The organism is Streptomyces sp. SN-593, assembly GCF_016756395.1.
Classification (GTDB): Bacteria; Actinomycetota; Actinomycetes; order Streptomycetales; family Streptomycetaceae; genus Actinacidiphila; species Actinacidiphila reveromycinica.
Map to the genome: position 1 here is coordinate 6,458,230 of NZ_AP018365.1, position 21,651 is coordinate 6,479,880.

Sequence of the window (21,651 nt, forward strand, 5' to 3'; positions counted from 1 at the left end):
GGTGCCTCCTATCGGGCGAACGCGGGGTAGGTCTGCGGGTTGCGCGCGCCCATCTGCAGGAACCCGGCCTGGACGACGTCGACGAGCTGCTGCCCGGAGGTCAGCACGGAGCCCTGCACGGTGACGTGCACGGTCTGGGAGATGATCCGGGCCCCGCCGTAGGCGGCCGTGCCGAGCGACAGCGCGCTCACCCCGACGCCGGCGGCGCCGGCCGCGCCGGGCAGGGCCGCGGCGAGGCTGCCGACCGCGCGGTGGGCGACGGCCGCGTTGTCGGTGACGCCCTGGGCGATGCCCGCGGGAATCCACCGGCCGACCTGGTCGGCGAACTCCCTCGACGGCGAGCCGATGCCGAGGAAGCCCTTGGCGCTGGACAGCGCGCTGTTGGCGAGGTGTCCGAGCTCGCTCTTGAGGGCGCCGCCGCTGTTGACGACGCCCTTGACGATCCCGTCGACGATCGCCTTGCCGATCTGCAGGAACTTGGTCCCGATGCCGCTGACGGCGTTGTACGCGCTGGTCAGACCGCTACTGATCGCGCTCTTGATCCGGGCGACGGTGGTGGTGATGGTGTGCCAGGCGGACGTGAGCGGCCCGGTCATGCGGTCCCGGATACTCGCCCAGATGGACGACGCGGTGCCGGCGATGGCGTGCCAGGCGGCCGCCAGCCACGCCGAGACGGTGTGCCACAGCGACTGCAGGCCCTTCCAGACCGCGGTCATCGGCGCGATGATCACCGCTCGGATCACGGACCAGACCGCTCGGGCACTGGCCACGATGCCGTTCCAGACCGCGGCGAAGAACCCCGTGATGCCGTTCCACACGGTGTGCACGGTGCCGAGGATCTGGGCGTGCCAGCGGTTCCAGATCGCCAGCAGCGCGGCGACCGGAGGCAGGAAGATCACCAGCAGCAGCGGCCACCAGCGGCGGAAGAACGCCGTGATGCCGTTCCACACGGTCGAGGTGGCCGAGGACACCCACCGCCAGCCGGCCACGATCGGATCGGCGACCGCGTGCCAGGCCGAGGCGAAGAACGCGGCGATGGCGTGCCAGGCGGACATGACCGCGCCGGAGATGGCCGACCAGACCGCGACGGTGGCGCCGGCGACGGCATCCCAGGCGAGCAGGATCATCCCGACGGCAGCAGCGGTGATGATCCTGATGCCGTCCCAGACCTGCCGCCAGTGCATCGCCAGCAGCACCACCGCGGCGACCAGCGCCATCACGCCGAGCACGATCCACGTGACGGGGTTGACGGCGGCCGCGGCCGCCATCGAGTACAGCGCGGCGGTGGCCGCGGCCAGGGCGAAGACGAGGACGCCACCGATGACGACGGCAGCGGCGACCGCGGCGGAGTGGTGGCGGGTCAGCCACGCGGTGGCGGTGGCCAGGACCCCGATGATGCCCTGCACGTAGGGCATGAGGACTTGGCCGATCTGGATGCCGAGGGCTTCCAGGGACGCCTTGGCCTGGGCGACCTTCTGGTTGAAGTTCTTCTGGACGTCGGCCCAGCCCTCGATCTCCTTGCCGCCGGCCTTGACGTGCTCGGCGATGCCCGCGGTGTTCTTCTGGAAGTCGGCCATGTGCGGGCCGGTCAGCTGCAGCGCGCCCATCATCGACTTGGTGCCGCCGACCATCGTGGCCAGCGCGCCGATGTACGTCTGCTGGCTGGCGGGCAGGTCGGCCAGCACCTTCTGGAAGGCGGTCGCGCTGCCGGCGGCGCCCTGCAGCTTCTGGATGACGACGGTGCCGGCCGGGCCCATGTGCGACTGGATGGCGTCGGTCAGGGTCGTCAGGGTCGCCGCAAGGCCCTTGGTGCCGAGTTCCTGGCCGACCTGGACCGCGTTCAGGCCGAGGTTCTTCATCTCGTCCGCGGCTTTCGCGGACGGGTTGGACAGCATCCCGATGGTCTGCCGAAGGTAGGTCGCGGCCACCCGGGCCGGGGTGCCCTGGGCGGTCATGGTGGCCATCGCGCCCAACACCTCGTTGAGGCCGACCTTGGCGGCCGCCGAGGTCGGCAGGATGCTCGCCATGGACCCGGCGAGGTCTTCCAGGTTGGTCTTGCCCTCGGCCTCGGTGCCGATCAGGGCGTTCATGACCTGCGTGGCCGACCCGGCGCCGGTCTTGTAGGCGTTCATCGCCGTGGTCACGGCGTCGGTGGTGGTCTGCAGGTCGGCGTTGCCGACCTTCGCGCCCTCCGCCGCGACCCGCAGCACGTTCAGCGCGTCCGTGCCGTGGTAGGACGCGGACTCGATCGTGTACAGGCCCTGGGTCAGTTCGGCGGTGCCCTGGCCGACCTGGCCGGCCATCGCCAGCACGCCGTTGCTGACGGTCTTCATGTTGGCGGCGGCCTCGCCCGCGCCGGTCCGCACGCGGGTCATCTGCTGCTGGAAGTCGCCCGCCATCTCGACGGTCTTCTTCGCGGTCTCCGCCGCGGCGACGCCTAGGCCGAGGATTGCGGCCTTGCCGAGCATCCCGGTCTTGGCGAAGGCGCCGGCGCCCTGGGCGTCGACGGTCGCGAGCTCGGTCTCGACGCCGGCGATTGCGGTCTTGACGCCGGTGGTCTTGCCCAGGAACTCGATGAAGACGGGGGGCAGGGCACCCACGACGGCCACCCCCTGTCTGTGCTGGTCAGGTGGTCATCTGGTGGCCTTCGCCCAGGCCGTGTTCCATACGGCGGCCATCTTCGGTTCGGCCTTGCGCAGCCCCGGCTTGAAGTACGGGTACTGGCCCTCCAGGCGCTTCTTGTAGAGGTTGCGCACCCCCGCGCCGACGCCGACACCGCCCTGGAAGCCGCCGCCGGGGAGCGGTTTGGGGCGCCGCACCCCGCCGACCCCGCGCGACAGGGTGCCGGTCAGCCGGCCCGGGCCGCCGGACTTGCTCACGTGGTGCGGCGACAGGTTCAGCGACACCGTGTCGCCGGTGCGGCCGGACGCGCCGCGGTGGTCCCACCGCGGCCGGCCCCGCAGCCCCGCCTTGATGCTCGACTTCGCCAGGGCCTGGGTGGCCTTCAACGCCTTGAGGGTGGCGAGGTCGATCTCCTTGGTTATCGCCGCGAGGCTGCCGCGGACTTCCTTCACGCCGGTGACGCGCACTCCGATCGACTCAGCCACGGGCGGCCCTCTTCTCCAGGTTGGCGCGGGCTCGGGCCACGGTGTCGTCGACCGCCAGCAGCCAGTCCAGGCGCACCGCGGGCTGCTCGTCGAGTTCGGCCGGCGTGCAGTGCATGAGGCTGATCAGCCGCCATTCCCGGAACTCCTCGGACGGCAGCTCGGCCGGGTCGTACTCGAACAGCCCCTCCAGCTGGCCCCTCAGTCGCTGGAGGGCCCGGTAGGGGACCCGGGCGCCGGCGTCGGGTCGAAGTTCGGGTTCAGCGCGTTCTGGTACGGCGCGACGGCCTGCCGCAGCGCGTCCAGGGCGGGCCCGGGCAGGTCCAGGACCCCGTCGACGGTGACGGCGAAGTCCCAGGACCAGCCGCGGGTGACAGCGACGACCAGGGCGTCCTGCAGCTCCTCCAGGACGTCGAACGCGTCCCCCATCGAGGCCGCCAGGGCCAGCTGCTGGGCCTGCGTCATCTCGCTGCCGTCGGCGGTCGCGGCGTTGCCGGCCTGCACGGCGTTCATGAACTCCGGGAAGCTGGTGAGCTTCGCGGACAGGCGCTTGATGGGGCGCCGCATCCGCTCGGTGATGTCCGAGACGGGGCGCAGGTCCGCCCAGCCGCCGGGCAGCTCCACGCGGTGCGCCTGGGTCGGGTCGAGGGTGGTGGCCATGAGGGCGTTGTCCTTACGTGTAGGTGGAGGCGGCGACCGCGTTGGTCAGCGTCGCCTTGATCGGGGAGTAGCCGCCGGAGGTGCCGGCGTCCGTGGTGTTCGCCAGGGCCTCGTAGTCGACGGACAGCTCGATGTAGTCCTTGCCGCGGCCGATCTCGGCGGCCGTGTACGCCGCCTTGCTCATGTGCAGGCCGACCGCGACCGCGGCCGCGCCGGCGCCCTGGCTGTAGGTGATGTCCAGGGGCGGCTTGGAGTTGTTGAGGTAGTTCAGGTAGTGGGTGTCGTCCTCCATCACCAGCGTGAGCTTCCCGGAGACCGACAGCGGGCCAGCCCACAGCGCGTAGGGGGCCTGGGTGCCGTCGGAGGTGTGGACGACGGTGATGTCCCGCTTGAGGGTGCACTCCCCGTCGGTGACGAACGCCGCGCTGCTGCCGCCGATGGAGATCTGCCCGACCCAGCCGGCCAGCGGCGGCACCCCGGTGTAGGAGGGGACCGGCGCGTCGGCGGTGGTGGAAGCGAGCGCGGTTGCCTTCGCGGAGTAGGTCAGCATCCCGTCGCCGGAGAACTTGATGCCGACCTCGGAGAACATCAGGCCGGCGAACTGCCGGGTGGCGATCGTGTAGAAGTCGGAGAGGGTGTACGACGGGGGCTGACCGTTGCCGGAGTTGAGCAGCGACATGGTGTGCGTGTACGGGGCGGCGGCGCCGGTGGTGGCGATGTCGCCGAGGATGCCGGCGAGCATCCAGCCGGCGGTGTCGGGGAACACGTCGCCGTCGAATCCGTACTCCGACCAGATCGGACCGGCGATCTTGTCATACGTCTGGACCATGGAGCCGCGCATGCCCTGGTCGTCCAGGAGCGTCAGCTTGTCGCTGGGGCTCATGGTCTTGACCGGGATGAACGCGGTCGCGTCGACGGCCTCGCCGGCGGTGGTCTCCAGGCCGATGCCGAGGAACGACCGGAATGTGGGCTGGGGCATCGCTCACGCCTCCTTCGGGGTGTCGGCCGGGGCGGCCTCGTCGGGCGCCGGCGGCGTGGGCGCGGCCGGCGCGGCGGTCTTCTTCGCGGCGGCCGGCGGCGTGGCCGGCTCCCAGCGGCCATCGGTCGGGGCGTAGCGGGTACCGGCGGGCACGGGAGCGGGCGGGGTGCCGTCGGCGGGCGGCGCGGGCCGCTCGTCGAACTGGGCGACCGTGGGGCCGCCGTCGGCGCCGGCCGGGACCGCGGTCAGGCCGAGCGTGGGGTAGGTCCGGGCGTCCAGGCCCGTGTAGCGGTACTCGGGCACGGCGGCCCTCCTTGCGGGTCAGATGCGGGCGTAGCACTCGACGGCGAACGTCACGACGGTGTGTCGGCCGAGGTTGTCGGAGTCCCATTCACCCTCGGTCTGCGAGGTGGTGGGGCGCGCGACCAGCACCGCGCCGCCCAGCGTCGGGTCGGTGCGGACGATCGCGCAGGTCTGGTCGAGCAGGGTGCTCGCGCGGTCGAACACCGCGGCCGGGTCGTCACCGCCGCGGAAGCAGTCGATCGTGACCGCGATCGAGTACCGCTCATCGAGCCAGCCCTTGCCGCCGCCGCCCACCACGCTGTTGACGTCGAGGGTCCGGGTGACCAGCCCCACGGCGATGATGTCCTCGGGCTCGTTGGGGCCGGGCACGTCGTAGCAGATCAGCAGCGAGGCCCGCGCGTTGTCGGGGTCGGGCGCGATCTGGGCGGTGAACTGCTCGAACAGCCAGCGGCGGGCGGCCGGCGCCGTCGAGACCGGGATGGGCGTGCTCATGCGACCCCCGGCGGCCGCTTGAAGGGCTTCCACAGCTCCAGCACCCGGTTGGGCAGCGCGAACCCGGCGGGGGCCGGCCCGGACCCCTCGTCGAGGGCGCCGGACCCGGCGAACCGGGACCGGCCGCCTTGCTGCGTGAGCTGCCACAGGTGCCGGATCAACTCCAGCGCGCCCAGCCGCACGGAGAACGGGACCGCGCCGGCCCGGCCCGCGGTGTACACGACCTTCACGTTGTTCCGGCCCGGCGCGAACGCGATGGCGTCGCCGACCGCGCGGCGGGTGATCGTGCCGCGGTCGAGGTCGAGCGTGTAGCCGTAGGAGTCCATCGCGGCCTGGCCCAGCGGCTGTTCGGTGAGCACGTAGGTCGAGGCGGCGATGTACTCGGTGACCGACGCCACCGCGCTGATCGGCTGCCAGTCCAGCGAGATGGTGCGGCGGCCGCCGTTGTGCCACTCGGTGTGCACTTCCGGCAGGACCGGCCCGACCACGTCCCGGGCCAGGTCCGCGGCGGCCAGGATGAACCCCTGCAGCTCGTCGTCCTGGCGGTTGTCGCCCGGGGAGAGGTTCAGGTGCGCCTTGACCGACGCGAGGTCGACCAGCTGCTCCACGCCGGCCGGACGGACCTGGAACTGGCTCTCGTCCGCCCAGGAGATCCCGGTACCGGTGGCGCTCCACCGCACCAGCCACACCCCGGGCACGTTCACCGCGGGCACGACCGCGGTGAACACGCCGCCGCCGGCGGCTGCCGGGGCGGGACTGGTGGGGGCGCCGGCCGGGTCGGTGACCGTGACGGTCACCGCCAGGTCGTCGACCACCGCGGGGTCGCCGTCGGCGTCGACCACCGCGGCGCGCAGCCCGACGTCCTGGCCGGGCACGTACACCAGCGCCACCACGTCGGTCCCCCTACTTCTTGGCGGTCTGCTCGGGCGCCTTCGCCGCGGCCGCCGTGCGCTTGCGGCCCGCGGCCGTCGACGGCTCGGACTCGTCCCCGACTCCGAGGTGTTCGCGCAGCCGGCGCTGCTGCAGCTGGTTCGCGGCGGCCATCGCCCGGCCGCGGGCCTCAGCGAGCGCGGCGCGGGCGGCCGGGTCGGTCGGGTCGGCCTCGCCGGCGGCGTCGGCGTCCAGCGCGGTCCGCAGCACGCGGGCGGCCACTGCGGCGTCGCCCGCCCGCCCGTCGGCGCCCTGCTCTGCCAGGTCCGCGGACTCCGCCTCCAGGCCGTCGGCGGCCTCGCCGAGGTCGGTACGGATGCGCTCGATCGCGGCCTCGATGGCCGAGGCGTCGTCCTTGCGCTGCTCGCGGCGCGGCCCGGTCGTGACGGTGCTCAGCTCGGCGCGCAGCCCGCGCAGTTCTGCGATGCGGTCATGCATGGGTGGTCCTTCCGGGACGGTGGTGCCCGGCCCGCCGCACCCTCGAACGGCGGCCCGGGAGCGGGGGCCGGTCAGAAACCGGTCGGGGCGACCAGGCCGGTACCGGAGATGACGGAGATCGTCTCCGGGCGCCGGTCGGGCATGAACGCCGCGTAGTTGTAGACCTGGAAGCGGACCTGCAGCGTGCCGGACAGGATCTCGGTCAGGACGCGGGTGCGCATCGAGCCCTCCCACAGGAACAGGTCGGAGGTGCGCATCGTGGCGATGCGGTCCTCGTTGGTGCCCGTGCCGAGGGTGGAGGGGATGTTCCCGTCGGCCAGCAGCGGGAACTGCAGCACGCGGCCAACCGGGCCCTCGACGTCGCCGCCGGTCTGCAGCGCCAGCGGGTTGAAGGGGGCCTGGGTCTCCGGGAGGATGAACGGCCGGTTCTGGTCGTCGAGCTGGGCGGCCATCCAGAACCAGCGGCTCGGGGTGAGGAACACCGCGGACGGCATCACCTTCCGCTTGGTCGCGGACTGGCTGAGCGCCTGCATCATCGGGGTGTACAGCTCCGGCAGCGTCGGCGTCTCGGAGGTGTAGGTGATCGCGTTGATGCCCGTCACGTTCAGGGCGCCCTTGAGCTGCCCGTTGTTGCCGGTGCCGGTCCAGCACTGGGTGTCCAGCTGCATGTTGTAGTCGGCGATCAGGTCCGCGAAGGTGATCTCGTCGAACCCGGCCGGGGACTGGTCGAGCAGCTGCATCGCGACGTCCTGCTGGCCGGCCAGCGTCCGCACCGGCGCGGTGACGTAGGTGTCCGTCAGGTCCTGGCTGGTGACCGCGGCGGCGTCGGCGGTCTGCACACCGACCTTGGTGCCGGTGGCGACCTTGGGCACGTTGATGCTGTCGGTGCCGGGCGGCAGCTCCATGTTCCGCACGGTGTTCGCGAAGGTCCGGCCGAACCGGGGCAGGTCGATGTAGTCGTCGACCAGCCACAGCGGCGGCACGAAGTACCCGCCCTGGCCGTCGGTCCGGTTGGGGTTGACGCGCTTCTCGAAGATCGTGCCCCGCCCGCGGCTGCGCACGACCTTGTCCAGGTCGTCGCGGTCGCGCTCGGCGGCCTTCTGCCGGGCGCGCTCCCGCTTGGGGAACTCCACGTTCATCTCCTGGCCGTGCCGCTGCAGGCGCGCGGCCGCGGCGGCCACGCCGCCGTCGGCGTCGCCCCGGTTGAGCTGCATCCGGGCCAGGTCCAGGAAGTAGGAGTGCCCGGAGCCGCGCTCGTAGGTCAGCGGCTCGGAGCGCACCTCGACCTCCGGCTTGAGGTCGTAGCGGCGGCGGGTCTCCTCGGCGGCCTGGTCGCCGCGCAGCTGCTCGTCCAGCTCCGCGATGCGCAGGTCGATTTCGGCGATCTCACCCTTGCCGGCCTCGAAGTCGCGCCGCTCGTCGTCGGTGAGCTTGTTGCGCTTGTCGTTCTGGACCTTCTCCAGGAGAGCGTCGAGCGTCTTGCGCTTCGCGGCACGCGTCTCCTGGAGGCTCTTGATCATCTCCGCGATGTCCACGCGGGGCCTCCTCGCAGGTGTGGGTGTGGGCGTGCCTGACGTGCTCGGGTGGTGGCCCGGGTGGTGCCCCGTGGGGGTCCGGCGCGGGCTCCGGCGCAAGGGTGGCCAGGCGAGGGGTGGTTCAGGCGGTCACAGGCCGATGACGGCGGCCTGGGCCAGGTAGAAGTCAAGGTCCCCGCCGGCCTGCGCCGGCGTCTCCTCGGCCGCGGGGGCGAAGCGCGCGGCCAGGCGCTCGTACAGGGCGCGCTGCTCGTCCTCCGGCAGCCGGGCGGCCCGCTCGGCCAGGTCCCGGGCGTTCATCTGCGCGCCGGCGGTGTTCGGGTTCGCGCCGTAGTTGACCACCGACACGTCGCCCTTGTTGAGGTTGATCTCCAGGATGTCCCGCTGGTCGTAGTCCGGGCTCCACTGCTGGCGGGTGATCCAGAACGCCAGGCTCATCTCGTCAACGTCGCCGCGCTCCATCGCCGACTGCAGGTCCTGGACGGCGTTGTTGCGCGGGTCGAGTCCGGCCTCGGTGTGCAGGCCGGTGGTGTCGTCGGCGAGCCGAAGCGTCCCGGACTTCGTGCGCGCCAGCGTCAGCCCGCCGTGGTTGATCAGGAACGGCACGTCCGCGCCCTCGTTGAGGGTCTTCGTGGCCGCGCCGGCCCGCATCACCTCGGTGAAACCGCCGAGCCAGTCCGACATCTCGTAGCCGATGTCGTAGACCGTGGCGTAGCCGGTGAACGTCAGGGTGCTGCCGCCGGTGCCGTCCGGCACGGCGCGCAGCTCGACGTCCCGGAACGCCACGCTGCGGCGCTGGATGGTGGTGGGCCGCTCAGCCCGGGCGGTGAGGTCAGACATGCGCGGGGCCCTCCGGTTCCGTGTCGCCCGGCGCGGCGCCGGTGTTGGTGTGCGCGCTGTTCAGCGGGGCGTGGATGTCGTCCCCGCCCTCGACCGGCGGCAGGTTCTCCTCGCCGCGGAGCTCGTTGATCGTCTCGATGTTCGCCGTGCGGGCGGCGACGGCGGCCGCCATGCGTCCGGCCCGGTCGGTGCGCTGCAGCTTGCGGGTGTCGAAGCACGCGGACTGTCCGCGCGGCAGCATCCCGGTCCATGCGTCCTCGAACATGCCCAGCCAGTCGCCCATCGTGTAGGCGAGGAACCCCAGGGCCTGCTGCTCGATGCCGGTGCCCCAGGACGTGGTGCGGTCGACCTGGCCGAGCATGTGCGGCGGGATGCCGTACAGCATCGCCATGTCGAGGTTCGAGGCCGCCTTCGTGCCGAGGAACTGCGCGTCTTCCGGCGGCACCGTGATGGACTTCCAGGAGGCGCCGCCGGACAGGATTCCGGACGCGTGGGAGTTCTTCAGGCCCGCGTGGGAGGCGTCCCACGCCTCCTTCATCTGCCGGGCCTGCGCGACGGTCATGTCCTCCTTGACCTCGATCACCCCGGACAGGTGCGCGCCGTCGCCGAAGAAGCGTGCGGCGAACTCCTCCGCGGCCAGGCCGAGGCCGATCGCGGTGCGCGCGTAGGCGATGGGCGACATGCCGGTGATCGCGCCGGGCATCGACATGCCCATCACGTGCACCATGTCGACGGTGTCGACGGGGACGCGGTTCACCTCGTAGATGCGGCCGCCGCTGTCGTCGGTGTCCACCTTCACGCTGTCCGGGTGGCACACCGACAACCGGGCCGGCCGGAACAGGTAGTCCCGGGCGGTGATGACGGCGTAGCCGTTGCCGCGCAGCGCGGCGGAGACGACCAGTTGCTTGGCGCCGTCTCGGCGGGTGGGCCACGCGGTGTTCGAGCCGCCGCCGAACGGGTCGACCACGATGGTCGGCTGCCGGTCGACCGGCACCTGGATCGACCCCGCGGCCTGCATCGCACGGATCGGCAGGCCGGCCACCGTGTTCGCGAGGATGCGCACGCACGCGAACAGCGAGATGAGCTTCATCGCGGTCTGGTCGTTGACCGGCACACCCGACGCGGTCAGGTGCGCCAGGCTGCCGTTGGTGGGGATCGAGGAGTCGCCGAACTCCTGCACCGGGCCGGCCGCCCGGGTGGCGCGTCGCAGCAGGCTCACCGGTCCATCACCCACCCCACGAACAGCAGCATGAGGCCGAGCAGCGCCAGGCCGGCGATCGGCTGCAGCCACCAGGCGGCGCCGTCCAGGCAGCCCAGGCCGGCCACGTCCACCAGGTCGGTGACCAGCCGCCGCGGCGCGGCCGGCCGCCGCAACAGGCGCTTGAACACCGCGGGTACGCGCATGGCACCTCCTACAGGTCCGCCCAGTTGAAGAACCGGGGCGTGGGCTTCTTGGAAGGCGGCGCGCAGGCGCGGTGCAGGCCCATGATCGCGGCCACCGCGAGGTCGATCTTCCGCGGTGAGCCCTTGGACTCCTTGTAGATCATGAAGCCGCCCGTCGACGGCTTCACGACGGCGTTGGCCAGGTGGCGGGCCAGCCGCGGGTCACCGGAGTGCGTGACCCAGCCGTTCATCACCGCCTCGAAGAACCGGTTCGTCGCCGGCACCATCCGCGCCGGCGACTGGGGGAAGTCGACGACGGGCAGGCCCTCGGCCTCCAGGATCTGGTACGTCCTGGCCCACCGTGCGGGGTCCACCGCGATCTCCCGGACCTGCCACCGCCGGCACGCCGCCCGCAGCGCGTCCTCGACCTCCAGGATCGGCACCACCCAGTCCGGCGGCGCCTTCTCCGGCCGCTCCCACAACTGCACCACGTCCTGGTGTGGCCGGCGCAGCCCCGCGTTCAGCTCGGCGGCCTTCACCGCCCGCTCGTCCTCGTCCAGGTCGGCGTTCTCCGGCGCCTCCGGGTCGAACACCAGCGGCTCGCCCGGCCGGGTCACGATGATCCCCGTCGCGTCGTTGTTGTACGACCCGTCAAAGGACAGCACGACCTCTTCGCCGTCCGGGATCTCCTGCTCGGAGTCCTCGCAGCGCTCCCAGGCTCCTTCGGGAAGCCACACCTTCGCGGCCGTCACCCACACGTTCAGGCGCTTGGTCTTGAAGTCCGGCTCCGACAGCTTCCGGGAGACCGCGGCCATCTTCTCGCCGTCCAGGAAGTCCCCGTACGCCGGGTTGGCCTGCTGCCACACCCGTTGATCGAGGTACCGGAACCCGCGGGCGCGGTCGTTGGTCTCGTAGATCCGCGCCCCGTACCGCGGATCGTCGACCTCGCCCTTGATGATCTTCTTCGCGTACTGGTACTGCTGGTAGCAGATGGTGTCCTGGCCGTCGGCCTGGGTCTTCTTCCCGAACGTCGAGATACCGACGATGAGCGGCTGGGCGCGGGTGTCCGAGCCCTGGTTCATCACATCCCACAGCTCGCTGTTGGGCTGGGCGTGCAGCTCGTCGAACAGCACCCGCGAGGGGTTCAGCCCCTCCTTGGTGAACGCCTCGCTGGACAAGGCCCGGTACACCGACCCGGTCGCCGGATACTCGATCGCGTCCCGGTAGCACTTGAGCAGGCCGCCCTGCTTGGCGTCCAGCTCCGGCGACATCTCGACGGCGGACTTGACCTCGCCGAAGATCAGCTTCGCCTGGTCCTTGTCCGCCGCGCAGGAGTACACCTCGGCGCCCGGCTCGTCCAGGATGCCGTCGATCGCCAACCCGGCGCCGAGCAAAGACTTGGAGTTCTTCCGCGGCACCAGCAGCAGGTACGTCCAGTATTGCCGCAGCCGGCTACCCGGCACGAGCCGCAGGATGTCGCAGATCACGTCGGCCTGCCACGCCCGCAGCCGCACCAGCTGGCCGCGCTGGACGCCCTTGGTCAGCCGCAGGTACGACTCGATCAGCTCGCAGGCGAAGATCCCATCGGTGTTGCCCTCGTTCCACCGGGACATCGAGGGGTCCCACAGGTCCGGTCCGCGCGGCAGCTGGCGAGGGAAGCGCGGTGGCGCGGCCGCCCTACGCGCCACCGTTGCCCGTCCGCTTCGCGCGCCGCTCCAACATCTCCTCCAGTTTCGACTTGGCCTTGATCTCGCTCATGCCGAGTCGCGCCCGGTCGGTGGGAGTGAAGCCGCACAGGCTCTCCCACTTGGTCATCTGCGACTCCAGCGCGCGCAGATGGGACAGCAGCGGGTTGGCGCGCTGCTGCCCCATCGAGCCGGGAACCATGTAGCCGGCGTCCGCGATGGCCTCCCGGATCGCGTCGCGTTCGTCGTGCGCCTCGCACAGCCGGGTCAGGATGTCCAGGTCGGTGGTGGGGGACAGCCACTTCTGACCGGCTGTCCACAGCCGATCCCAGACCGCCCTGCCTACATCGCCGAGGGTGCCGGGCGCCGGCGGGAGGTCGGCCACGGAAACCAGCTCGACGACCACCGGCTCGGGAAGCGCACGCTTGCCGGGGTTGCCCGTCAGCCGCTTACGCTCCGTGGGCGTCCTGGGTCGGCCTGCGGTCATGATCGCCACCCCCAAGAACCAACCGGCCCAAAAAACGGTCCAATTTCGCGGCTGTGTGTGGGGGGTGGGGGGCCGGGTCCCTAGATGATCATCGTGTTCAAGATCGACCCACCCCCCGGCGCGCGACACATCGTCATCGCCGTCACTGTGCGTGCTTGCGGGAGTTGCAGGCGCGGCACAGCACCTGCAGGTTGTCCGGCTCGTTGCCGCCGCCGCGGGCCTTGGGTGTGACGTGATCTGCAGTCAGGTCGGTGGCGTGATGGGGCAGCACGCCCCAGCCGGGGCACCAGTCGCCGTACTCCGCGCGGTGCGCGGTCACTCCTGCTGCTGCGGTGCGTCGGTAGCTGCTGTCGTAGCCGCGCTGGCTGGCGCTGCCGCGCTGGACGTCGTATCGGTGCTGCCATGCGGCCTGGTGAGCGTCGCACCGCGAGGCGTTGCGGGTGAGCTCCTGGCAGTCCAGGCACGGGCGTAGGCGGCGCTGCATGGGCTCACCTCCTCGCGCACAGGATGTGCGGGTCGGGCCGGATCGGGCAGGACGACCAGATCGGGACGGGGCCCTTTGCGGCCGGTGCGGTGAAACGAGGAGGGCGGGGCGCCTGTATACGGCGAACGGCCCGCTGGTGGGCGCGGGCCGTTCGTGAGAGGTTCGGAGTCTCAGCCGCCCAGCAGCCGGGCTTTCGCCTGCTCGAAGTCAGCGTCCGTGATGACGCGTTGGTCGCGGAGCGCAGCGAGCTTGGCGATCTCGTCGGCGATGCTCGGAGCTGCGGTGCTGGTCTGGGGGGCATGGTGCCGGGCTATGGCTTCATCAAGGGCGGCGCGGAGCCTCTCGAAGTGGGGCTGCTGCTTCTTGGTGAAGACGATCGAGTTCTCGTCTTGCGCTGCGGTTCTGGTCTGGGTGCCGAAGCTGCTCCGCTTCTCTACGCCGCCGGGGATGGTGAACTGGATAAATCCACCGAAGAGGGCTCCGGCTGGCTTCCACTGCACCGCGCTGATCTGGCTGATGTGTAGGCGCTTCTCGCCTTTGCCGATGGTCCGGCGTGCCACGCCGCCGTTGCGCCGGATGGTCAGATACTGGCCGTCGAACTCGGCCTGGCCGTTGACGCCTTTGATCTCTTCCACGATGACCCCCTCTTGGTGGGGTTCACGGTGGCGGATCGGCCGGGCCCTGGTGGAGTGCTCCGGTTGGTCGTGACTGACCTGTGACGTGCGGCAAGCCCCGCCGGGGTGCGGCGCCCGGCGTTGACGCCAGGCGCAGAGCACGTGCGCGGGTTGCCAGTTCGGCCCGGGCGACGTCGGCGAGGGTGAAGAGCTGGCGGCCGCCGTCGTCGAGACCGGCCACTGGGAGGTGGCCGCGGGCGACCCAGGACCGGAGGGTGCGTTCCGTGCAGCCAGCGTTGCCTGCGGAGCACAGTGCGCGTATCCGGTTCGCGTGGTCGACGGCTTGCCCGGCGGTGAGCCATGTGGTGGTCATGATCACCCCCCAGCAAGCAAAAACCCCGCTCAGGCGGGGTGAGTGACATACGTGTGGCGCTGGCAGCGAGTATGCGCTAGCAGATGATCTATGTCCAGCAGGATGCCCTGAGCCGCGATCTGTCGTGCGGGCCGTTGCGTTCTCGGCGTCGCGTCCGAGTCGCTGGGCGGCCTCGCCGGAAGGGGGCGGACCACAGCGGCACGACGAGGACCCCGCCGCCGCGACGGGGTCCTCGGCGACCGGTCAGGAGCGCACGACGGCTACGGGGTCCACAGGACGGGCGCAGTGCGGGCACCGGGCGGCATGGGCAGCGTCGGGACCTGCTCGCCGCGGTAGTGGATGCGCAGGTCGGGCGCGGTGTCGTGCGGGACGTCGCCCAGGTCGTGCGCGCGGCGGTATGCCTCGGCGGTGTCGTGCAGGATACAGCGCACGATGCTGGACAGTTCGGCGCCGGGGGTGAGGAGGGTGACGAGGTCGTCGTGCAGCTGCTCGTTGATGCGCACGGTGAGGCTGCGGCCGACGGGCGGCGGCGTCGTGCGGGTGGGTACGGTGGCGGGTGCCATGTCGGGTGTGCTCCCGGGTGGTAGTCGGGCCCGCCGTGCGGTGCAGTCGCATAGGTGGGCCCGCGTTCGTCAGGCGGTGGGCGGCTCGGTGGTCTTGTCGGGGAGGGCCGCGCGGAACGCGGCGAGGAAGTCTTCGGCGCCGTCCGCGTTGGCGAGGGCCTTCTCGTACTTCTTGTAGGAGGCGTGCGGGTCGGGATCGTTGGCGACGCCAGCCGCGATGATCTCCTGCACTTCTTCCGCCTTCCGCTGTTCGCGGAGGATGCTGTAGACGCGGGACGGGGTGAGTGCGATCTTCTCGGCGATCTGCGGCGGCTCCATGCCGGCGGCAGCGTGCTTCGTGACGATGGCGGGCACAGCTGCGGCGAGGGCGTCAGCGACCATTCGCAGGACGCGTACATCAAGGAGCGAGAACTCGGCTGTGATCTTCTGCGTGATCTTCTGTGCCTGCTCTGCTTTGCTGCCCCTCTGGCTGATGACGTCGTAGCGCTTGGCCAGATGTTCGAGGTAGCTGCGGCTGAGGGGGTCGTCGTGGGTGTCGCTGTCGGTGCGTTCCGCGTCGTACTGCTCGACGGCGTCGAGGATGCGGTCGCGGAGCCGGTTGGCTGCGCCGGTGGGGTCGGTCGGCATGTGGTCTCCAGTCGGTGAGGTGCTGGCGACTCTCAATGTAGCGACTTCACAAGCCTATACACAAGCGACTTGTGAAGCCACTTCAAGACATCTTGTCGCCACGGGCTAGGCGAACCCGACCGGGTTCTTGGCGTGCTGCTGCTCTGCGTCGTCGAGGAGCTTCCCGGCGTGGCGCAGCAGCGCCCGGCACAGCACGCGGTCGCGTGGTCCATCGACGGCGGTCTCGTCGATTGTCGTCGGGGTGCCGTCGGGGGCGACGTACACCAAGGCCGGCCCGGCAGGCAGGACTGGCGGTGATGCGTCGTCTGCCTCGGCGTGCAGTCGCTCCAGGGCGGTGTGCCGGTGGGCAGGCGCTGGGCTGTGCCCCGTCACCGCTCGTCCCGGCCGTGGTCCGGCTGTGCCTCGGCGGGTGCTGGCGGGAGGCTGAAAGCGGCGGCGAGCCGGGCGTAGACCAGCGGCATCTTGTGGCCGGCCGCGGCGATGCTGGCAGTGATCTGGCGTGCCTGGCTTGGGTCCGGCACGTGGTGGGCGGTATCCCGGGCGAGGCTGGCGCGGGCCCGGTCGGTGGCGTCCGGGGGGAGCGCGGCCAGTGCGGCCAGGATCTCGTCGGTGGTCATGCGCGGGTGGGTCACGTCTGGGCGTCCGTTCTGGTGGGGTGGTGTTCGGCGTCGGCGGCCAGCTTGGCCATGACCAGGCTCAGGCTGGGCAGGACGGCGGCCGCGTGTGCGGCGTAGGCGTCCGGGTCGAGTCGGCACCCGCATGCCTCGCACGTGATCTCCCACTGGCCGTCGGCCCGGCTCATCGCGACGGCGCTGCACTGTGGGCAGGGCGCCAGCCGGGGATGTGATCGGGGCCGTGTGCCGGTGATCGCGCGCACGCGGCGTAGCGCGTCGTCCAGGCCCTCGTGCATCTGCCAGATCCAGGGGCAGGTGACGGCGAACGGGATGTAGAGCTGGAGCCAGTTCGCCCAGCCGGGGATGCCGCCGCCGGCCCGCGGTACCGGGGTGGTGCCGCGGGTGATGTACCAGGTGCCGGCCGGGTGGCGGGTGACGGCCGGGTAGTCGTCGGCCAGCAGCGAGGCCCAGCCGACCAGGAGCGGGCCGATCGGGATGCCGCCGGAGTCCTGGCCGTCCGGGTCGGGGACCCAGCGGGTGGCGAGCAGGTCGAGCACTCGCACGTCCACGGGCAGCGGCGGGTGGGCGCGGCCGGCTGGTCGGCCGCCGGCGCCCGGGCCGCGGTGCGGCGTGAGCTCGGCGCGCAGCAGCGGGAGTTCGGCCACCAGCTGCTGCAGGACGTACGCGAGGTGGTGTTCGCAGCCCGGGCAGGCGTACCGGTCGGTGCCTGCCGGCAGCGGGCGGTGGCAGATGGTGCACTCCACGGGTCAGCCCTCGTCGCCGCGGCGGGCGACCAGGTCCGGGATGCTGGTGCGGCCGCGCCGCCGCGAGGTGTGGTCGCGGCCCAGCAGGGTGTCAGCCAGCCGGTCGAACCGGGCGATCACCCGGTCGCTCGCGTCCTCCATCGCCTGGGCGGTGGCCGCGCCGAGCTCGTCGACCTGCTTCTTCACCTCGGCGGTGAACAGCTCGTCGGTCAGCAGCGGCACCAGCTCGCGGGCGTCGCGGATCTCGCGGCGCAGGTCGGTCAGCGTCTCGCGGGCCTCGCGGATCTCCGCGCGCAGCTGGTCGCGTACCTGCTCCAGGTCGTCCAGGTGCGGGGTCTGTCGGGGCCGGGTCATGAGGTCGTGACTCCCATCGGGGCGTAGGGGCGCAGGTGGACGGTGAGCGGGGGGACGTCGGCGTCCTCGACGAGGACGGGCCCGCTGTCGGGCGGCCGTTCGACCGCCAGGTGCAGGAGGCCGCGCAGCCGGGTGAGGGTCGCGGGCTCGGCGGCGACCTCCTGCACGGGCAGGGTGGAGACGATGATCAGCCGCACGGCGGGCCGTCCACGGGGTAGGCGCGGATGTCGAGGCCCGGGCGGCCCTCGGCACGCGCGGGCCGGGAGTCGACCCACAGGAAGTACGGGCTGCGCAGGCCGTCGTGGCCGGCGGCCATGTGCTCGATCTCGACGCCCAGCGCCACCGCCCACGGGGTGAGCCGGGCCACCGCCTGGGTGGTGGTCAGGCCGCGCAGGTTGGCTTGGGCGCCGTGGTCCCAGCGCCAGGGCAGGACGTCGCCCAACTCGGCCTCCACGCGCTCGATGTCACGCAGCCCGGTCTGCTGGTGGGTCTGGTCGGCGATGGCCTCGGCACGGTGACGCAGAACGGCCTCGTTCGCGCTGTACTTGCTCCTCGCCGGCTCCGCCGCGCTCCAGCCGCAGGAGCAGGCGACGTCGTAGCCGTCGATCAGGGTGTAGCACCCGGAGCGGATGGGGTTGCGGCTGGTGACCTTCTTGGTGTGGCCGGGCAGCCGTGCCCATGCGGCGGCCGGTCGGCGCACGCGGATGCGGGGCTGGGCGCGCACGTCACGGGTGAGTAGGGGTCGGTCGACGGGGTTCGGGAATCCGTGGACGGGGTGCGGTACGCGGGCGGGCAGCGCGGGGTTGTAGCCGCCGAGGGTCCAGGTGGCGCGCCGCCGGGTGATCTCGGTGACCACCACCAGGCCGTCGGTGTGGTCGACGACGTCGCCGAGCTCGACCTCATGCGGCTGCACGGCGATGGTGGCGTAGGCGTGGGCGGGCGAGTAGCAGCTGACGGTCTCGCTGAGCGGGGCGGTCGCAGTCGCGGTCGGGTCGGTGGGGGTCATGATCCGTCCTCGGGGTGGGTGGGACGCCCGGCCGCGGGGCGGGCGGACTGCCCCAGCAGGGCGGCGTGGATCTTCGCGGCCAGGCCGGCCACGCTGCCCTCCCAGGAGTGGATGACACCTCCGCCGGCGCCGCGGTCGGTCACCTTGATCAGGAGAGCGTTCGGGGGCGCCCCGGGGACGAGGGCGGCGAGGGCGGCCGCGATGACGCGGACCTGGGGTTCGTGGCGGGCAGGGGACGAGGGCATGGGCAGCTCCGATCAGGGTCGGGTGGTGACGAGGCGGTGGCGGGTGCCGTGCGGTCGGTCGGCCACGACGTGGTCGATGTCCTGGCAGGTGTCACGACCGGGCGCCGTCGTGCGGGGCCGCCGTACGCGGTCCGCGAGTGTGATCACAGCGACAAGTGCGCCGGTGCCGGCCAGCGGGCCGCCGACAGCGAAGCACGCGACGAGCAGGGCGACACGGAAACCGGCGGTCACTGCGAGCACAGCGACGACGACGGCCAGGATCGCGCCGGCGGTGACGAGTACCCCGACGGGCGTAGCCGCGTAGCGGTCCGGGCGGCCGCGGTGCGCGCTCACCAGCTTTCCCCGTCCTCGTCGTCGGGGTTGCCGTATGAGCGGGGGCAGTCGCAGCCGCACGGGCCGTGCTCGGGCAGATGGTGGCAGTGGCACATGCTCTCGCCGCAGGGCTCGACGTCGTCCATGGCGGGGTCGTCGCGGTAGTCGAGGCCGGGGTCGGTGTCGTCGGGGCTGGGGGTGCTCATCGAGGAGCCTCCGGGTGGTGGGTGATGGGTAGGGCGGTGATGTGCCAGCCGTCGCGGCGCAGGTCGCGGACTGCCTGGCGGGCCTCGGTGTCGGCAGTCTCGGCGGTCTCGGTGGTCGGCAGGCCGTACCGCAGCAGCGCGGCCGCGATGCGGGCAGCGATGACGGCGGCGACGGCGTCCGCGATCACGCGGTCGGCCGGGGTCACCACGACCGCCGGGGCGCCGGGCGGCGCGCGGGCCGCGGGGCCCGCGGCGGCAGCAGCGGCGGGCGGGTGCAGGTGGCCACGTGCGGCATCGCCAGCCACTCCGCGCCCTCCAGGGTCGGCCGGTCGGCGGTGATGGCGCGGGAGCGCACACGGCCGACCCCGTCGGCGTGCACGGCCTGGTTGCCGTTCGAGTCCGGCTCGGCGTTGACGGCCAGCCGTTTGCCGGCGGCGGTGACCGTCCACCGGATCGGAGCGTGGCACCCGTCGCAGGTGACCACGTCGGCAGCACTGGGCATCTCGTCTCGTCTCAGGAGTCGCCGGCCGCGCGCGGGGCGCGGGTGTCGGCGTCGGGCAGGGGTGGCCGGTAGCGGGCAGGGTCGGCGTCCAGCGCGGCCAGGACGTAGCCGGTGGGGTCCGGCAGGTCGAGGTCGCCGAGGACGTCCAGGGCGACGGGCGCGGCGAACCGCCGAGGGATGGCCACCCCGTAAAGGGAGGTCATCCGGTCCGCGATCCGGGCCAGATCCGCCGGCACGGGCGCAGCGGTCGGCACGGGCAGCAGTAACGGGCCCTGCCCGGTCGCAGTCCCGCGGCCGCCGCCGTCGATCGCCTGCAGGCCAGGGGGAGAAATGTCGTTCGCGGCCTCGCGCGCGCGGACCTGTGGCTGAGGTGAAAGGCCAGCCACGTTCTGGTCTCTGTCAGGGTCTCTACCGTAGGTAGAGGTTGGTATAGGTCCCCCCCCGACGCGACGGGTGTTCTCGTACCCGTCGCGACGGGCGTTCTCGGGGCGTCGCGACGGGTGTTCTGATTCCTGATTCCCCCGACGCGACGGGTGTTCAGGAACCCCCGACGCGACGGGTTTTCCGGTCTGGGAGTTCCCGTCGCGACGGGTGTTCTGATTTCCCCGACGCGACGGGGCTTCTGCGGTCGCGTCGGTCCGCTCGGCGGACCGGGCCCGGCGCCGGGCGGCTGCCTGGCGGGCAGCCTCGAACGGCGCCAGGTCCCAACGGACGGTGCCGACCGGCCCCACCGGCACGAGCAGCCGAAGGACCGAGGTAGTGCCCTGGCGGCGGCGGCGCAGCAGCATCCCGGCGGTGATGAGTGCCGCGATGCAACGCCGGACCATGTCGACGGAGTAGCCGCAGATGGTCGCCAGCGTCTCCGGGCTGGGGAACGCGCGGTCCCCGTCGGCGTCGGCGTAGGTAGCGATGAGCAGGCCCACATAGGCGATGCGGGACACATCGTCATCCGCAGCGCGCAGTGCTTCCTCGCGCAGGCGCAGCGTCCATGCGGACTGCACCGACTGGCGGGGCTCCTCACTGGTCACGTGGTCGTCTCTTCCGGTGATGCAGAACGGGGCGGCGGTGGGCGGCGGCCGGTGCGGTCCTCCCGCGCCGGCCGCCGCTCAGGGCGTGTCCTGGTACCAGGCCGGCAGGGTGAGGGTGATCTGCACGCGCGTGCCGCGGCCTATCTCGGTCCGCTGCATCCAGCCGTCCGCGCACAGGGCGTGCAGGTGGACCCTGGTGGCCATCGCGGTCAGGCCGCAGGCGCGCGACAGGGCGTCGACGCCGACCGACGCGGAGGCCGGGATCGCGCCGGTCTGGTAGTCGGCGTGGGCGGCCACGGTGAGCGCGACCAGGCGGGCCCGCGGCTCCAGCCGGGACAGGCGCACGGCGTGCTCGTAGCGGCGCCGGAACGGCTGGTTGGCGGCCAGCGGCGTCCTGCGCGGGCCCGGCGTACCGTCCTGCTGGACCGGTCGGGCGGTCAGGGTGGTACGCGCCCGGCGGGCGAGGTCTCCAGGATTGGGCATCACTGGTGTCCGTTCTGTGAGGCAGGCAGACGCAGTTGGTAGCGGGTGCCGGCGCCGTCGTTGTGGCGGCCGATCCACCCGGCGGTGGCCAGGTCCTCGACCGCGCGCAGGACGTCGGCGGACGGCAGGCCGGTGCCCAGGCACAGGTCGTCGAGCGTCGGTTGGTCGCTGTCGGCGATGTAGCCGTGGTCGTCGCAGACCTCGGACAACGTCAGCGCGACCAGGCGCGCCAGCGGGTGCGCGGTCGAGCCGCGGATGCAGGTGCGCCACAGCGACACGTTCAGGGCGAACTCGCCCAGGTCGCTGGTCGACGGGGCATCCGTCGGGGCGGCCAGCACGACGTACGGGACCTGGTCGGCGTGCTGCTCGGTCGCGGTGTCGGCCTCGATGGCGGCGAGGCCGGCGCACACCCAGTGCGCGGCGGCCTCCAACGCGCGGACGGCCTCGTCCAGGTGGTGGCCACGGGGCAACACATCGAGTGCGCGCTCAGCGAGGGCATACGCGCCGTCGGTGAACGTCAACAGGCGGGAGTAGAGCGGCCCGTTGGTGGGTGGCGGCGCGAACCGGGCCGCGAGGTCGTCAGGAGTGATCGTCACGGGTTCCCCTTTCGTGCGGAGCAGTTGGTCGTGGGTGAGGGACA

General features: G+C 72.0%; 34 protein-coding genes. All 34 read right to left on the bottom strand.

Annotation, left to right across the window (positions count from 1 at the left end; all coding sequences use genetic code 11):
- Positions 1-8: 8 nt before the first annotated feature.
- The 34 genes from RVR_RS27615 to RVR_RS27775 all read right to left on the bottom strand — a co-directional run bounded on the left by RVR_RS27615 (position 9) and on the right by RVR_RS27775 (position 21,607).
- Entirely contained in the window at positions 9-2,600 is a 2,592-nt protein-coding gene (locus RVR_RS27615; protein ID WP_202236545.1) for a phage tail tape measure protein, read from the bottom strand.
- A gap of 33 nt (positions 2,601-2,633) precedes the next feature.
- Positions 2,634-3,107, bottom strand: a complete 474-nt coding sequence (locus tag RVR_RS27620) for a hypothetical protein (RefSeq protein WP_202236546.1) — start codon at positions 3,105-3,107, stop codon at positions 2,634-2,636.
- Complete coding sequence (locus tag RVR_RS38710) at positions 3,100-3,222, bottom strand: hypothetical protein (RefSeq protein ID WP_272933113.1); 123 nt, start codon at positions 3,220-3,222, stop codon at positions 3,100-3,102. The genes RVR_RS27620 and RVR_RS38710 overlap by 8 nt, the downstream gene beginning before the upstream one ends.
- Before the next feature lie 83 nt (positions 3,223-3,305).
- Positions 3,306-3,764 (bottom strand): hypothetical protein, encoded by a 459-nt coding sequence (locus RVR_RS27630; RefSeq protein ID WP_202236547.1) that lies wholly within the window; start codon positions 3,762-3,764, stop codon positions 3,306-3,308.
- A 13-nt stretch (positions 3,765-3,777) separates the two neighbouring features.
- The gene (locus RVR_RS27635; protein ID WP_202236548.1) at positions 3,778-4,743 is read right to left on the bottom strand and encodes a phage tail tube protein; all 966 of its coding nucleotides are present in this window, start codon (positions 4,741-4,743) and stop codon (positions 3,778-3,780) included.
- 3 nt (positions 4,744-4,746) lie between these two features.
- Positions 4,747-5,046: a hypothetical protein gene (locus tag RVR_RS27640; protein ID WP_202236549.1), complete on the bottom strand. Its 300-nt coding sequence runs from the start codon at positions 5,044-5,046 to the stop codon at positions 4,747-4,749.
- 18 nt (positions 5,047-5,064) lie between these two features.
- Positions 5,065-5,538, bottom strand: a complete 474-nt coding sequence (locus tag RVR_RS27645) for a hypothetical protein (protein WP_202236550.1) — start codon at positions 5,536-5,538, stop codon at positions 5,065-5,067.
- Positions 5,535-6,431: a hypothetical protein gene (locus RVR_RS27650; RefSeq protein ID WP_237404994.1), complete on the bottom strand. Its 897-nt coding sequence runs from the start codon at positions 6,429-6,431 to the stop codon at positions 5,535-5,537. The genes RVR_RS27645 and RVR_RS27650 overlap by 4 nt, the downstream gene beginning before the upstream one ends.
- Positions 6,432-6,441: 10 nt before the next feature.
- Positions 6,442-6,906 (bottom strand): hypothetical protein, encoded by a 465-nt coding sequence (locus RVR_RS27655; protein WP_202236551.1) that lies wholly within the window; start codon positions 6,904-6,906, stop codon positions 6,442-6,444.
- Between the two features lie 71 nt (positions 6,907-6,977).
- Positions 6,978-8,441 carry a phage major capsid protein gene (locus RVR_RS27660; RefSeq protein ID WP_237404996.1) on the bottom strand — a complete coding sequence of 488 codons (1,464 nt, stop codon included), beginning with the start codon at positions 8,439-8,441 and terminating at the stop codon, positions 6,978-6,980.
- 129 nt (positions 8,442-8,570) lie between these two features.
- On the bottom strand, positions 8,571-9,281 hold the full coding sequence (locus RVR_RS27665; protein WP_202236552.1) for an HK97 family phage prohead protease: 711 nt from the start codon (positions 9,279-9,281) through the stop codon (positions 8,571-8,573).
- Positions 9,274-10,500: a phage portal protein gene (locus tag RVR_RS27670; RefSeq protein WP_237404997.1), complete on the bottom strand. Its 1,227-nt coding sequence runs from the start codon at positions 10,498-10,500 to the stop codon at positions 9,274-9,276. Before RVR_RS27670 ends, RVR_RS27665 begins: the two co-directional genes overlap by 8 nt.
- Positions 10,497-10,685 carry a hypothetical protein gene (locus tag RVR_RS27675; RefSeq protein ID WP_202236553.1) on the bottom strand — a complete coding sequence of 63 codons (189 nt, stop codon included), beginning with the start codon at positions 10,683-10,685 and terminating at the stop codon, positions 10,497-10,499. Before RVR_RS27675 ends, RVR_RS27670 begins: the two co-directional genes overlap by 4 nt.
- Before the next feature lie 8 nt (positions 10,686-10,693).
- The gene (locus RVR_RS27680) at positions 10,694-12,277 is read right to left on the bottom strand and encodes a terminase large subunit domain-containing protein (protein WP_202236554.1); all 1,584 of its coding nucleotides are present in this window, start codon (positions 12,275-12,277) and stop codon (positions 10,694-10,696) included.
- A gap of 64 nt (positions 12,278-12,341) precedes the next feature.
- Positions 12,342-12,836, bottom strand: coding sequence for a phage terminase small subunit P27 family (locus RVR_RS27685; protein WP_202236555.1), 495 nt, complete (start codon positions 12,834-12,836; stop codon positions 12,342-12,344).
- A 142-nt stretch (positions 12,837-12,978) separates the two neighbouring features.
- Positions 12,979-13,320: an HNH endonuclease gene (locus tag RVR_RS27690; RefSeq protein WP_202236556.1), complete on the bottom strand. Its 342-nt coding sequence runs from the start codon at positions 13,318-13,320 to the stop codon at positions 12,979-12,981.
- Between the two features lie 170 nt (positions 13,321-13,490).
- Positions 13,491-13,955 carry a DUF4429 domain-containing protein gene (locus RVR_RS27695; protein WP_237404998.1) on the bottom strand — a complete coding sequence of 155 codons (465 nt, stop codon included), beginning with the start codon at positions 13,953-13,955 and terminating at the stop codon, positions 13,491-13,493.
- A 22-nt stretch (positions 13,956-13,977) separates the two neighbouring features.
- Positions 13,978-14,307 (bottom strand): MerR family transcriptional regulator, encoded by a 330-nt coding sequence (locus tag RVR_RS38960; protein WP_346731480.1) that lies wholly within the window; start codon positions 14,305-14,307, stop codon positions 13,978-13,980.
- Positions 14,308-14,567: 260 nt separating this feature from the next.
- Complete coding sequence (locus RVR_RS27700; RefSeq protein WP_202236557.1) at positions 14,568-14,870, bottom strand: hypothetical protein; 303 nt, start codon at positions 14,868-14,870, stop codon at positions 14,568-14,570.
- 69 nt (positions 14,871-14,939) lie between these two features.
- The gene (locus RVR_RS27705) at positions 14,940-15,533 is read right to left on the bottom strand and encodes a hypothetical protein (RefSeq protein WP_202236558.1); all 594 of its coding nucleotides are present in this window, start codon (positions 15,531-15,533) and stop codon (positions 14,940-14,942) included.
- A 69-nt stretch (positions 15,534-15,602) separates the two neighbouring features.
- Entirely contained in the window at positions 15,603-15,869 is a 267-nt protein-coding gene (locus tag RVR_RS27710) for a hypothetical protein (protein ID WP_202236559.1), read from the bottom strand.
- Positions 15,866-16,114, bottom strand: a complete 249-nt coding sequence (locus RVR_RS27715) for a hypothetical protein (protein ID WP_202236560.1) — start codon at positions 16,112-16,114, stop codon at positions 15,866-15,868. Before RVR_RS27715 ends, RVR_RS27710 begins: the two co-directional genes overlap by 4 nt.
- Before the next feature lie 11 nt (positions 16,115-16,125).
- Entirely contained in the window at positions 16,126-16,875 is a 750-nt protein-coding gene (locus tag RVR_RS27720; protein WP_202236561.1) for a hypothetical protein, read from the bottom strand.
- 3 nt (positions 16,876-16,878) lie between these two features.
- Positions 16,879-17,229, bottom strand: a complete 351-nt coding sequence (locus tag RVR_RS27725; protein ID WP_202236562.1) for a phosphoenolpyruvate-utilizing N-terminal domain-containing protein — start codon at positions 17,227-17,229, stop codon at positions 16,879-16,881.
- Positions 17,226-17,426 carry a hypothetical protein gene (locus tag RVR_RS27730; protein WP_202236568.1) on the bottom strand — a complete coding sequence of 67 codons (201 nt, stop codon included), beginning with the start codon at positions 17,424-17,426 and terminating at the stop codon, positions 17,226-17,228. The genes RVR_RS27725 and RVR_RS27730 overlap by 4 nt, the downstream gene beginning before the upstream one ends.
- The gene (locus tag RVR_RS27735; RefSeq protein ID WP_202236570.1) at positions 17,417-18,235 is read right to left on the bottom strand and encodes a hypothetical protein; all 819 of its coding nucleotides are present in this window, start codon (positions 18,233-18,235) and stop codon (positions 17,417-17,419) included. The genes RVR_RS27730 and RVR_RS27735 overlap by 10 nt, the downstream gene beginning before the upstream one ends.
- On the bottom strand, positions 18,232-18,480 hold the full coding sequence (locus tag RVR_RS27740) for a hypothetical protein (protein WP_202236572.1): 249 nt from the start codon (positions 18,478-18,480) through the stop codon (positions 18,232-18,234). Before RVR_RS27740 ends, RVR_RS27735 begins: the two co-directional genes overlap by 4 nt.
- A gap of 12 nt (positions 18,481-18,492) precedes the next feature.
- Complete coding sequence (locus RVR_RS27745) at positions 18,493-18,813, bottom strand: hypothetical protein (RefSeq protein ID WP_202236574.1); 321 nt, start codon at positions 18,811-18,813, stop codon at positions 18,493-18,495.
- A complete protein-coding gene (locus tag RVR_RS27750) occupies positions 18,810-18,998 on the bottom strand; it encodes a hypothetical protein (protein WP_202236576.1) in 189 nt (62 codons plus the stop codon). The genes RVR_RS27745 and RVR_RS27750 overlap by 4 nt, the downstream gene beginning before the upstream one ends.
- The gene (locus RVR_RS27755; protein ID WP_202236578.1) at positions 18,995-19,204 is read right to left on the bottom strand and encodes a hypothetical protein; all 210 of its coding nucleotides are present in this window, start codon (positions 19,202-19,204) and stop codon (positions 18,995-18,997) included. The genes RVR_RS27750 and RVR_RS27755 overlap by 4 nt, the downstream gene beginning before the upstream one ends.
- Positions 19,201-19,500, bottom strand: coding sequence for a hypothetical protein (locus RVR_RS27760; RefSeq protein ID WP_202236580.1), 300 nt, complete (start codon positions 19,498-19,500; stop codon positions 19,201-19,203). The genes RVR_RS27755 and RVR_RS27760 overlap by 4 nt, the downstream gene beginning before the upstream one ends.
- 11 nt (positions 19,501-19,511) lie before the next feature.
- Positions 19,512-20,528, bottom strand: a complete 1,017-nt coding sequence (locus RVR_RS27765) for a helix-turn-helix domain-containing protein (protein ID WP_202236582.1) — start codon at positions 20,526-20,528, stop codon at positions 19,512-19,514.
- Between the two features lie 78 nt (positions 20,529-20,606).
- The gene (locus RVR_RS27770; protein WP_202236583.1) at positions 20,607-21,011 is read right to left on the bottom strand and encodes a hypothetical protein; all 405 of its coding nucleotides are present in this window, start codon (positions 21,009-21,011) and stop codon (positions 20,607-20,609) included.
- Entirely contained in the window at positions 21,011-21,607 is a 597-nt protein-coding gene (locus RVR_RS27775; RefSeq protein WP_202236584.1) for a hypothetical protein, read from the bottom strand. Before RVR_RS27775 ends, RVR_RS27770 begins: the two co-directional genes overlap by 1 nt.
- Positions 21,608-21,651: the final 44 nt, after the last annotated feature.

What these genes read in the sequence shown, in the direction of transcription:
- RVR_RS27715 (WP_202236560.1), bottom strand. Translation starts at nt 16,114, where the DNA reads ATGACCACCGACGAGATCCTGGCCGCACTGGCCGCGCTCCCCCCGGAC.
- RVR_RS27700 (WP_202236557.1), bottom strand. Translation starts at nt 14,870, where the DNA reads ATGGCACCCGCCACCGTACCCACCCGCACGACGCCGCCGCCCGTCGGC.
- RVR_RS38960 (WP_346731480.1), bottom strand. Translation starts at nt 14,307, where the DNA reads ATGACCACCACATGGCTCACCGCCGGGCAAGCCGTCGACCACGCGAAC.
- RVR_RS27690 (WP_202236556.1), bottom strand. Translation starts at nt 13,320, where the DNA reads ATGCAGCGCCGCCTACGCCCGTGCCTGGACTGCCAGGAGCTCACCCGC.
- RVR_RS27760 (WP_202236580.1), bottom strand. Translation starts at nt 19,500, where the DNA reads ATGCCCAGTGCTGCCGACGTGGTCACCTGCGACGGGTGCCACGCTCCG.
- RVR_RS27740 (WP_202236572.1), bottom strand. Translation starts at nt 18,480, where the DNA reads ATGCCCTCGTCCCCTGCCCGCCACGAACCCCAGGTCCGCGTCATCGCG.
- RVR_RS27685 (WP_202236555.1), bottom strand. Translation starts at nt 12,836, where the DNA reads ATGACCGCAGGCCGACCCAGGACGCCCACGGAGCGTAAGCGGCTGACG.
- RVR_RS38710 (WP_272933113.1), bottom strand. Translation starts at nt 3,222, where the DNA reads ATGCACTGCACGCCGGCCGAACTCGACGAGCAGCCCGCGGTGCGCCTG.
- RVR_RS27725 (WP_202236562.1), bottom strand. Translation starts at nt 17,229, where the DNA reads ATGACCCGGCCCCGACAGACCCCGCACCTGGACGACCTGGAGCAGGTA.
- RVR_RS27770 (WP_202236583.1), bottom strand. Translation starts at nt 21,011, where the DNA reads ATGCCCAATCCTGGAGACCTCGCCCGCCGGGCGCGTACCACCCTGACC.
- RVR_RS27680 (WP_202236554.1), bottom strand. Translation starts at nt 12,277, where the DNA reads ATGTCCCGGTGGAACGAGGGCAACACCGATGGGATCTTCGCCTGCGAG.
- RVR_RS27665 (WP_202236552.1), bottom strand. Translation starts at nt 9,281, where the DNA reads ATGTCTGACCTCACCGCCCGGGCTGAGCGGCCCACCACCATCCAGCGC.
- RVR_RS27675 (WP_202236553.1), bottom strand. Translation starts at nt 10,685, where the DNA reads ATGCGCGTACCCGCGGTGTTCAAGCGCCTGTTGCGGCGGCCGGCCGCG.
- RVR_RS27750 (WP_202236576.1), bottom strand. Translation starts at nt 18,998, where the DNA reads ATGAGCACCCCCAGCCCCGACGACACCGACCCCGGCCTCGACTACCGC.
- RVR_RS27735 (WP_202236570.1), bottom strand. Translation starts at nt 18,235, where the DNA reads ATGACCCCCACCGACCCGACCGCGACTGCGACCGCCCCGCTCAGCGAG.
- RVR_RS27630 (WP_202236547.1), bottom strand. Translation starts at nt 3,764, where the DNA reads ATGGCCACCACCCTCGACCCGACCCAGGCGCACCGCGTGGAGCTGCCC.
- RVR_RS27655 (WP_202236551.1), bottom strand. Translation starts at nt 6,906, where the DNA reads ATGCATGACCGCATCGCAGAACTGCGCGGGCTGCGCGCCGAGCTGAGC.
- RVR_RS27645 (WP_202236550.1), bottom strand. Translation starts at nt 5,538, where the DNA reads ATGAGCACGCCCATCCCGGTCTCGACGGCGCCGGCCGCCCGCCGCTGG.
- RVR_RS27635 (WP_202236548.1), bottom strand. Translation starts at nt 4,743, where the DNA reads ATGCCCCAGCCCACATTCCGGTCGTTCCTCGGCATCGGCCTGGAGACC.